Below are 10,525 nucleotides of genomic sequence, written 5' to 3'. Positions count from 1 at the left end.
CCCCGAAACCCGGAAGCCGGGCCGCGACCGAGGTCGCGGCCCGGCTTCCGGGCGCTCGTTCGTCGAACGGGGCTGTCAGGCCAGGCTGGTGAGCACCGCCGGGTCGTACGGGACGGTCCGGGAGAGGTCGCCGCGCAGCGCCCTGGCGGCCCAGTCCGGATTGGCGAGCAGGGTGCGGCCGACGGCGACGAGGTCGAACTCGTCACGCTTGAGGCGGGCCAGCAGTTCGTCGATGCCGGTCACGCCGGCCCGGCTGGTGTAGCCCTGGGCGAACTCGCCCTCGCCGTACTGCTGGTCCAGGCCGACCGAGCCGACCGTCACGGCGGCCTTGCCGGTGAGCTTGCGCGCCCAGCCGGCCAGGTTGAGGTCGCTGCCGTCGAACTCGGGCTGCCAGTAGCGCCGGGTGGAGCCGTGGAACGCGTCGACCCCGGCGTCGGCCAGCGGGGTCAGCAGCTGCTCCAGCTCGGCCGGGCTCTGCGCGATGCGGGCCCCGTAGTTGCCGACCTTCCACTGGGAGAACCGGAAGAAGACCGGGAAGCCCGGGCTGACGACCGCGCGGACGGCCTGCACGATCTCGGCGCCGAAGCGGGCACGGGAGGCCGGGTCGCCGCCGTAGCGGTCGGTGCGCCGGTTGGTGCCGCCCCACAGGAAGTCGTCGATCAGGTAGCCGTGCGCGCCGTGCAGTTCGACGCCGTCGAACCCGAGCCGCTCGGCGGTCGCCGCGGCCTCGGCGAAGGCGGCGACCGTGTCGTCGACGTCCCGCTGGGTCATGGCCCGCCCGGCCGGGGCGCCGTCCAGGCCGATCCCGGACGGGCCTTCGGCGGGCGGCTCCGTCCCGGTGCGCACGACCCCGGTGTGCCAGAGCTGCGGGATGATCCGGCCGCCGGCCTCGTGCACCCGCCGCACCACGCGGGCCCAGCCGGCCAGCGCCTGTTCGCCGTGGAAGTGGGGCACGTGGTCGTACGCGCGGGCGGCGGCGCGGTCGACGTAGGTGCCCTCGGTGATGATCAGTCCGACCTGGTGGGCCGCCCGGCGGGCGTAGTACTCGGCCACCTCCTCGCCCGGCACGCCGCCGGGGGACTGCATCCTGGTCATCGGGGCCATCACGATGCGGTTGGGGACCGTCAGATCACCCACGACGAACGGCTCGTCCAAGCTGGACATGCTTTTCTCCCGAGTTCTCGGCACTCATGGTGTGAACATTCCGTGTGCGCCCTCTCCGTCGCTCCGGCGAATCGCCGCCGGGCCGCGCGGAATATGGTGTGGGCGGCCGCACATAGGTAACGCACGATTATCGACCCTGTTGATCGCGGCGTCCAGCGGGTGCCGTCGTCCGCCCTGCATTGCCTCAGGCGATGCAGGGCATCGACACAATCATGTTGACCGTGTCCGGGAGATCACGGATAGTGGTGCAGGTGGTTCCGCGTCGCCTTCTGGGTCGCAACTGGAGAATTGATTCCCTTGCCGACCAGTGCCGCGGAAAGGAATTTCCCAGGAACGAAAGGTGGCGGAACCCAGGGTGAGCGAGAGTCGCCTTACCGCGCAGATTTCCCACGACTTGGACGGCAAACGGGCCGTGGTCACCGGCGGCAGCCGGGGCATCGGCGCCGCGATCGTGCAGCACCTGCTCGACGCCGGCGCCACCGTCGTCACCTCCGCCCGCAACCCCACCGAACACACCCCGTCCGCGGCCAAGTTCATCCAGGCCGACCTCAGCTCGCCGGCCGGGGTGCGGGCGTTCGCCGACGCCGCGCTGGACTCCCTCGGCGGGGTGGACATCGTGGTCAACAACGCGGGCGGCTGCCGGGCCTTCCAGACCGCGCTGGAAATCGAGAACGACTGGCAGTACACGGTCGACATCAATTTCCTGGCCGCCGTCCGGCTCAACGCCGCACTCGTGCCGGCCATGCGCGCGGCCGGCGGCGGGGTGATCGTGCACCTCTCCTCCATCGCGACCATTTCCTCCTACCCGATGATCCTGCACTACGCCGCCGCGAAATCCGCGCTGGAGGTGTACAGCAAGGGCCTCGCGGTCGAGTTGGCGCCGGACGGAATCCGGGTCGTCGCGATCTCCCCGGGAAACGTGATGACTCCTGGGGCGGATGAGGCGCGCGAGAAGATCGTCGACTATCTCGGCATGGAATCGGAGGGGGACTGGGCCGACGAGGTCCCGCTCGGGCGGATCGGCCAGACCGAGGACATCGCCGAGGCGGTCGGCTTCCTGGTCTCCCGGCGCGCCTCGTGGATCACCGGCAGCAACCTCGTCATCGACGGCGGCAAGAGCGCGTCCCTGTGACCGCCCGCCAGGACTGGAAGGACTGACACGATGACCGCGACAGAAGAAGGGCCGCGGGCCTATCCGTTCGGTCCGGCCGAGCAGCTCGACGTGGACCCGAAGCTGGCCGAGGCCTGCGGCGAGCAGCCGGTGCTGCGGGTGAGCCTGCCCTACGGCGGCGACGCCTGGCTGGTCACCCGCCACGCCGACGTCAGGACGGTGCTGGCCGACCCCCGGTTCAGCCGGGCCGCCGCCGCGGGCGAGGACGTGCCCCGCATCGTCTCGGCCGGCCTGCCCCGCACCTCGATGCTGAGCATGGACCCGCCGGAGCACAGCCGGCTGAGGCGCAGGGTCGCCAACCCCTTCACCGTGCGCCGGGTCGAGGCGATGCGCCCGCGCGCCCAGCAGATCGTCGACGGGCTGCTCGACACCATGATCGCCACGGGCTCGCCCGCCGACCTGACCCAGATGCTCACCTGGCCGTTGCCGATCACGATGATCTGCGAACTGCTCGGCGTGCCCGTCGAGGACCGCGACCGGTTCAACGCCTGGGTGGACGGCCTGCTGATGCTCTCCGACCCGGCCCGCTCCGCACGGGACCGCGGGCACCTCAACGAGTACCTCGCCGGGCTGGTCGCCGAGCGCCGCGTCGAGCCCACCAGCGACCTGCTCGGCGAACTGGTCGCCGTGGAGGACGAGGAGAACCGGCTCACCGAGGAGGAGTTGGTCAGCCTCGGGGTCAGCCTGCTGTCCGCCGGCCAGGAGGCCACCGCCAACCAGATCGGCAACTTCGTCTACACGCTGCTGACCAGGCCCGAGCTGTGGCACGAGCTCGTCGCCGATCCCGGCCTGATCCCCGACGCGGTCGAGGAACTCTCCCGGATCATCCCGATCAGCGCCACCGCCGGCTTCACCCGGATCGCCACCGAGGACGTCGAACTGGGCGGGCAGACCGTCCGGGCCGGCGACGCGGTGGTCACCGAATTCTCCCTGGCCAACCGGGACCCGGAGGTGTTCGACCGCCCCGAGGAGATCGACTTCCGCCGGAAGAACATCCCGCACGTCACCTTCGGACACGGCATCCACCACTGCCTCGGCGCGGCCCTGGCCAGGATGGAACTGCGCGTCGTGCTGGACACCCTGGTGCGCCGCCTGCCCGGCCTGCACCTCGCCGTGCCGGCCGACCAGGTGACCTGGCGGACGGAACGGCTCATCCGCGGAGCGGACGCGCTGCCGGTCGCCTGGTGAGACGCCGCCGGCCGGAACGACCGCCTGACGTCAGGGAGTCGGCGGTCGCTCCGGCCGGGCCCCAGCCCGCACTTCGACATCACCCGGACACTACGGGAGGACTCAGCATGGCCGAACCACCGGAGGCGATCACCGCGGCCGTGCGTGATCCGGGCAAGGGACTCGCCGAGGTCATGGCGGCCATCATGGAGGGCTACGCCGACCGGCCCGCCCTCGGCGAACGCGCGCGGGAGCCCGTGACCGGGCGCCTGCTACCCGGCTTCGAGACCGTCAGCTACCGCGAACTGTGGGCCCGGGTACGCGCCGTCGCCACCGAGTGGCACCACCACCCGGACCACCCGCTGAGCGCCGGCGACCGGCTCTGCATCCTGGGCTTCACCAGCACCGACTACGCCACGCTCGACCTCGCTTGCCTCCACGCGGGCGTGGTGGTCGTGCCGTTGCAGTCCAGCGCGCCGCTGTCCCAGCTGGCGCCGATCGTCGCGGAGACCGAGCCGCGCGCCCTCGCGGCGAGCATCGAGCGGCTGGACACCGCCGTCGAAGCCGTCCTCGGGGCGCCCTCGATCCGGCGCGTGATCGTGTTCGACTACCGCCCCGACATCGCCGAGCAGCGCGACGCCCTCGAATCCGCCCGGCGGCGCCTGGCCGGGGCCGGCCGCCCGGTGGCCGTCGACCCGCTGGCCGCCGTGGTCGAGGCCGGAGCCGGACTGCCGCCCGCGCCCCTGTTCGTCGCAGACCCGGGTGACGACCCGTTGGCGCTGCTCATCTACACCTCCGGCAGCACCGGCACCCCGAAGGGGGCCGTCTACCCCCAGCGGCTGGTCCGCACCGCGTGGAACGGCTTCAGCTACGGTGCGGAGGACGCACCCCCGGTCAGCGTCCACTACATGCCGCAGAGCCATCTCGCCGGCCACTGGGCGCTGATGGGCTCGCTCTCCCGGGGCGGCGTCGGCCACTTCACCGCCAGGAGCGACCTGTCCACCCTGCTCGACGACATCGCGCTGGTCCGCCCCACCGAGCTGACCATGGTCCCGCGCATCTGCGACCTGCTCTTCCAGCGGTACCGCAGCGAACTGGACCGGCGCTCCGGCGAACCCGGCGACGTCGACACGGCGGTCAAGACCGACCTGCGGCAGAACGTCCTGGGCGGGCGCGTCACCAAGGCCTTCTGCGGCACCGCCCCGCTCTCCGCCGAGGTGGCGGCCTTCGTCGAGTCCTGCCTGGGCTTCCACCTGTACACCGGCTACGGCTCCACCGAGGCCGGCGGGGTGCTGCTCGACTCGGTGGTGCAGCGCCCGCCGGTGATCGACTACAAGCTGGTCGACGTCCCGGAACTCGGCTACTTCCGGACCGACTCGCCGCACCCGCGCGGGGAACTGCTGCTCAAGACCGCCACCGCCATCCCCGGCTACTACAAGCGGCCCGAACTCACCGCCGAGATCTTCGACGCGGACGGCTACTACCGGACCGGCGACATCATGGCCGAGACCGGGCCGGACCGGCTGGTCTACGTCGGCCGCACCAAGGACGTCCTGAAGCTCTCCCAGGGCGAGTTCGTGGCCGTCTCCCGCCTGGAGACCGCCTTCGTCGCCAGCCCGCTGATCCGGCAGATCTTCGTGTACGGCAACAGCGAGCGCGCCTACCCGCTCGCCGTGGTCGTCCCCGCCCCGGAGGCGCTGGCCAGGGCCGGCGGGGACGCCGAGTCGCTCAAACCGCTGCTCATCGAGTCGCTCCAGCGGATCGCCAAGGAGGCCGAGCTCAACTCCTACGAGATCCCGCGCGACGTCCTGATCGAGACCGAACCCTTCAGCGCCGCGAACGGCCTGCTCGCCGACAGCCACAAACCGCTGCGCCCCCGGCTCCGGGAGCGCTACGGCGAGGCCCTGGAACGGCTCTACGCCGAACTCGCCGACGGGCAGGAGCGCCGGCTGCGCGACCTGCGCCGGGCCGGGCCGGACCGGCCGGTGCTGGAGACGGTCGGCCGGGCCGCCCAGGCGCTGCTGGGCTGCGCGGGCGCCGAGCTGAGCGCCGACGCGCACTTCACCGACCTGGGCGGGGACTCGCTGTCCGCGCTGTCCTTCGCCGCCCTCATGACGGAGATCTTCCGGGTCGAGGTCCCGGTCGGGGTGGTGATCAGCCCGGCCAACGACCTGGCAGGGGTTGCGGGTTACATCGAGGAGCGGCGCCGCACCGGCGCCGCGCGGCCCACCGTCGCCTCCGTCCACGGCGAGCACGCCGTCGAGGCCCGCGCCGGCGACCTCACCCTGGACAGGTTCCTCGACGCGGCGACGCTCGCCGCCGCCCCGACGCTGCCCCGCCCCGACGGCGCCGTCCGCACCGTCCTGCTCACCGGGGCCACCGGCTTCCTCGGCCGCTTCCTGTGCCTGGAGTGGCTGGAACGGCTGGCGCCCGCGGGCGGCAGGCTGGTCTGCGTGGTCCGTGGCGCCGACGCGGCCGTCGCGGCGAAGCGGCTGGAGGCCGCCTTCGACAGCGGTGACGCCGAACTACTCCGGCGGTACCGGGAGTTGGCTGACGGGACGTTGGAGGTGCTGGCGGGCGACATCGGCGAGCAGCGGCTGGGCCTGGCCGAGGACACCTGGCAGCGGCTGGCCGACACCGTGGACCTGATCGTCCACCCGGCCGCCCTGGTCAACCACGTGCTGCCCTACGACCAGCTGTTCGGGCCCAACGTCGTCGGCACGGCCGAACTGATCCGGCTGGCGCTCACCACCCGGCTCAAGCCCGTCACCTACGTGTCCACCGTCGCCGTGGTGGCCGGCGCCGCGGCCCTCGACGAGGACGGGGACATCCGCGTCACCAGCCCGGTGCGCCACCTCGCCCGGGGCACCGGCAACGGAGGCGCGCATGGATCCGAGCACGAGGACGGGCACGACGACGCGCACGGGTACGGCGACTACGCGCACGGGTACGCGACCAGCAAATGGGCCGGCGAGGTGCTGCTCCGCGAGGCCCACGACCTGTGCGGACTGCCGGTCGTCACCCTGCGTTCGGACATGATCCTCGCGCACGGCAGGTACCGGGGGCAGCTGAACGTGCCCGACGTGTTCACCCGCCTGCTGCTCAGCCTGCTCGCCACCGGCATCGCCCCGGGCTCCTTCTACCGGGGCGGCGGGCGCGCCCACTACGACGGCCTGCCGGTCGACTTCACCGCCGAGGCCGTCACCGCGCTGGGCGCGCGGGCCACCGAGGGCTACCGGACCTTCAACGCGCTGAACCCGCACGACGACGGCGTCAGCCTGGACACCTTCGTCGACTGGCTGATCGAGGCCGGCCACCCGATCCGGCGGATCGACGACTACGACGACTGGCTCGCCCGGATCACCACCGGGCTGCGCGCCCTCCCGGAGAAGCAGCGCCAGCACTCGCTGCTGCCCCTGCTGCGCGCCTTCGCGCGGCCCGGGGAAGGCGTCCCCGGGTCGGCGATCCCCGCCGCCGGGTTCCGGTCCGCCGTGCGGGCCGCCAAGGTCGGCGCCGACCAGGACATCCCGCACCTGTCGGCGGCCCTCGTCCGCAAGTACGTCACCGACCTGCGCCACCTCGGCCTGCTTCCCCACTGACCGCAGCACCGCACCACCATCCCCGCATTCGACCCGACGGACACAGGAGTTCGGCATGGCACAGAGCATCGGCGAGACGGTCATCTCGGGTCTGCGGCTGCTGGAGGCGAACGACTTCGCCGGCTTCCGGGCGCTGTGCACCGAGAAGGCCACCGTGTGGCAGAACGACGGCAAGGACGAGCAGGCGATCGACGAGCGGCTCGTGCACTTCAAGGCCTTCGCCGCCGGTGTCGAGTCGCTGCGGTTCGAGGTCCTCCGCCAGTTCGAGAAGCCGGACGAGGTGCTCCAGCAGCACGTCATCCACCTGCTGTCGGCCGAGGGGGTCGTCCAGGAGGTCCCGACCGTCGTCTACTTCCGGTTCGAGGGCGGCCTGATCGACCGGATCGAGGAGTGCCTCTACACCGTGCCGAAGGCCGGCACGGCCTGACCGCCCGCCTTCCTGAACCCGAACCGTCAGGCGGGCGCTGCGGCGCGGGAGTCCCGGAGGCTGCGGCGCGCGGCGGCGGTGACGAGCAGGACCCAGAGCAGGCTGAGGCCGCCCAGGGCGTAGACGCCGCCGTGCAGGAAGGCGAGGTCCAGGTCCGTGCCGGCCGGCGGGGCCCAGCCGTCGGGGTCGACGAGGACGGTGGTGGTGGTGCCGGCGGAGGACGACCCGGAGCAGCCCGAGCCCTGGAACTCCGGGTGCGGCAGCGGCTTCCCGTCCGCGCGGCGGATCGCGCAGGACCAACTGGTCCGGCCGCTGCGGTCCTTCGAGCTGTGGGCCTCGGTGACGACGACCTCGGTCCGCTCCCCGCGGTGCGCGAGCACCTCCGCCCGGATGGTGGTGGGTGGCAGGGCCAGCAGCAGGACCCCCAGCAGGACGCCGGGCCAGAGCACCCAGCCGGCGGCCCGGACCACCATCAGCCCGCCCAGCGAGGTGATGAGCACCAGCACGGCGAGGATCGTGAACAGGGCGGAGTAGTCCGGGTCCACAGCGAGCGCCATCAGGCCGACGAGCAGCAGCGGGGCGAGCACCGCGACCAGGCCCGCCGCCCGGCGGATGGTGCGGGGCGCGAGCGGGTTGTCCTTCCGGGGTCTCCGCTTGGCGGTCTTCGGCCGCTGGGCGGCGGCCGCCGCGCTCAGTGGTCTCTTCTGCTTCTTCCTGCCCTGTGCCATGTGGCCCCCCGTTCGGTGCTGCGTCGGACTGCTCGCGACAGTCTGACCTGCGGTGCGGAGGTGCGGAAGACCGGGGCCGCGAGCCGTCACGGCCGGCCGGGTCGGGCCGGTCAGACCCGCCCGAGTCCGGCCTGCTCCAGGTCGAGGTCGCGCTGGAGGCGGCGCAGGGTGGTGTCGCTGATGAGGTGTTCCTCGTAGAGGCGGTGCAGCCGGGTGTTCTGCACGGTGATGACCTCGTGCCGGAGTTGACGGTAGGCGGCGTCGGCGGTGATGCCGTCGGGGGTCTCGGGGGTGCGGTCGAGGCGGGCGGCGAGGCCGCGCCGGACCCGGTCGATCGCGGTGTCGGGCATGACCTCCAGGGCGGCGAGGTGGTCGACGTGGTCGAGGGCGGCGCGGTTGAGGGCGTCGCGGGCGTCGTCCTCCTCGCGGGCGGTGTGCTCGGGCTCCAGGGCGAGCCCGGAACGGTGGACCACGGCGGCGAGGGTCAGGCCCTGCACGACCAGGGTGAGGACGACCACCGCCGTGGTCAGCACCAGGACGAGCGGGCGCCCGGGTATCCGGTTGCCGTCCGCGGTGAGCAGCGGGATGGACAGGGCCGCCGCCAGCGGCATGACGCCCCGGGTGCCGGCCCAGGTGACGACCCCGGCGACCCGCCAGGACAGCCGGCCGCGGGCGGGCTTGACCCCGCGGGTCAGCGGCAGCGTCCACAGCACCCGGACGGCGATCAGCACGGCCGCCAGCGCGAGCGCCTGGAGCGGCCACCAGCCGGTGCCGGCCGGCAGGTCCCGGACCAGGGCGGGCAGTTGCAGGCCGACGATGCTGAACACGACGCTCTCCAGCAGGAACACCACCACCGCGGAGACGGCGTGCAGCTGGAGCCGGATGCGGGCGTCGGTGAGGCGGTGGCCGGAGCGGCCGAGCAGGACGCCGGCGACCACGACCGAGGTCACCCCGGAGGTGTGCGCGGACTCCGCGAGCACGTACGCCGCGTACGGGGTGACCAGGGCTATCACGGTCTCCAGGACGGGGTCGGCGGTGCGGCGCCGGATCAGCCACACCAGGCCGGCCACGGCGGCGCCGACCAGGCTGCCGCCCCCGCCGAGCAGCAGGAGCTCGCCGCCCGCCGCAGGCAGGTCAACCGTGCCGCCCACGGCCACGGCGACGCCGACGGCGACCTTGAACAGCACCAGCGAGGTGGCGTCGTTGAACAGGCTCTCGGCCTGCACGAGCACCTGGACGCGCCCCGGCAGCGCCAGCCGGCGGCCGAGCGCGGTGACGGCCACCGGGTCGGTGCTGGACAGGACGGCCCCCAGCACGAACGCCATCGCGGGCGGGAGCCCGGCGACGGCGACGGCGACGAAGCCCACGGCGGCGGCGGAGGCGAAGACCAGGCCGAAGGAGAGGATCGTCACCGGGCGCCACACCGCGCGCAGATCACGCAACGACAGTTCCTCGGCGGAGGAGTAGAGCAGGGGTGGGAGCACCACCAGGGCGATGGCCTGCGGCGGTACGTGCAGCGCGGGCACACCCGGGACCATCGCGACCGCGAGGCCGACCAGGACCAGCAGGGAGGGCGCGGGCACCCGCAACCGCCGGGCGAAGGTGGCCACGCTCGTGGCCAGAACCACCAGAACCAGAACGATCCCCACGGCGTGCATCTGCGGAAACGACCCATCACGACGATCGGGGTCGCCGCCGCCCGAGCGCTGCGGTCGTCCCCCGAGCCGACCAGACTTCCCGGCACACCGTCAATCATCTTATCGGGTCGTTTGCGCGGGACGGCAGGGTGCCCGGCAGGTCGTGCCCCTCAGCGGCGCCCGAGCAGCCTCGCCAGGAAGCCGCCGCTCTTGCGCTTCGTCCGGTCGCAGGCGCAGCGGCCGGACTCGGGCACCCCGGCGAGTACCTGGTCGACGTGCATGCCGCACCCCGCGTAGCTTGCCTTGCCGCACGTCCGGCAGGTGGTTCGTCGACACATCGCGCTGCTCCTCACGTCGCACCCCCGGATGGGGTGCCGGTCCTCCCAATATACCCCCGTGGGTATTTTTGTGGCGCGGGGGCGGCCCGGGACCCGGACCCCGTCGTGCCCGGACCCGTCGTGCCCGGCCGGACAGCCCCGGCCGGCCCGGGGCCCCGGACCGACCGTAGTCCCGGATCAGCAGCGTCCCCCGCCGAGCATGATCCGTGCGACCAGCTCCTGCCGGCTGCCCGCCCCGGTCTTGCTGAACACCGACTTCAGGTGGTCCTGCACCGTGTACGGCGTCATCGCGAG

7 protein-coding genes are annotated in these 10,525 nt (G+C 72.8%); 4 read left to right on the top strand and 3 right to left on the bottom strand.

Translation table 11 applies throughout. The annotated features are described in order from the left end of the window. Positions 1-75 precede the first annotated feature (75 nt). Positions 76-1,164, bottom strand: a complete 1,089-nt coding sequence (locus tag ACIO9K_RS36910; protein WP_363626311.1) for an NADH:flavin oxidoreductase — start codon at positions 1,162-1,164, stop codon at positions 76-78. 394 nt (positions 1,165-1,558) lie between these two features. On the opposite strand from ACIO9K_RS36910, the gene ACIO9K_RS36905 reads away from it, so the two are divergent. The 4 genes from ACIO9K_RS36905 to ACIO9K_RS36890 all read left to right on the top strand — a co-directional run bounded on the left by ACIO9K_RS36905 (position 1,559) and on the right by ACIO9K_RS36890 (position 7,528). Then, the gene (locus ACIO9K_RS36905; protein ID WP_363626309.1) at positions 1,559-2,296 is read left to right on the top strand and encodes an SDR family oxidoreductase; all 738 of its coding nucleotides are present in this window, start codon (positions 1,559-1,561) and stop codon (positions 2,294-2,296) included. Between the two features lie 30 nt (positions 2,297-2,326). After that, the gene (locus ACIO9K_RS36900) at positions 2,327-3,523 is read left to right on the top strand and encodes a cytochrome P450 (protein WP_363587136.1); all 1,197 of its coding nucleotides are present in this window, start codon (positions 2,327-2,329) and stop codon (positions 3,521-3,523) included. 107 nt (positions 3,524-3,630) lie between these two features. Continuing rightward, positions 3,631-7,101: a carboxylic acid reductase gene (gene car, locus ACIO9K_RS36895; RefSeq protein ID WP_400336259.1), complete on the top strand. Its 3,471-nt coding sequence runs from the start codon at positions 3,631-3,633 to the stop codon at positions 7,099-7,101. A gap of 55 nt (positions 7,102-7,156) precedes the next feature. Continuing rightward, complete coding sequence (locus ACIO9K_RS36890; RefSeq protein ID WP_363587138.1) at positions 7,157-7,528, top strand: nuclear transport factor 2 family protein; 372 nt, start codon at positions 7,157-7,159, stop codon at positions 7,526-7,528. 26 nt (positions 7,529-7,554) lie between these two features. Here ACIO9K_RS36890 and ACIO9K_RS36885 read toward each other — a convergent pair whose 3' ends face one another. Next, positions 7,555-8,256 carry a hypothetical protein gene (locus tag ACIO9K_RS36885; protein ID WP_363587139.1) on the bottom strand — a complete coding sequence of 234 codons (702 nt, stop codon included), beginning with the start codon at positions 8,254-8,256 and terminating at the stop codon, positions 7,555-7,557. A gap of 110 nt (positions 8,257-8,366) precedes the next feature. Next, complete coding sequence (locus ACIO9K_RS36880) at positions 8,367-9,914, bottom strand: Na+/H+ antiporter (RefSeq protein WP_363626303.1); 1,548 nt, start codon at positions 9,912-9,914, stop codon at positions 8,367-8,369. Positions 9,915-10,525: the final 611 nt, after the last annotated feature.

The organism is Kitasatospora sp. NPDC087271 (assembly GCF_044744605.1).
In the GTDB taxonomy this organism is placed as follows: domain Bacteria; phylum Actinomycetota; class Actinomycetes; order Streptomycetales; family Streptomycetaceae; genus Kitasatospora.
The sequence above is the reverse complement of the archived record's forward strand: the minus strand, read 5'-3'. Positions and strand labels throughout refer to the sequence as shown.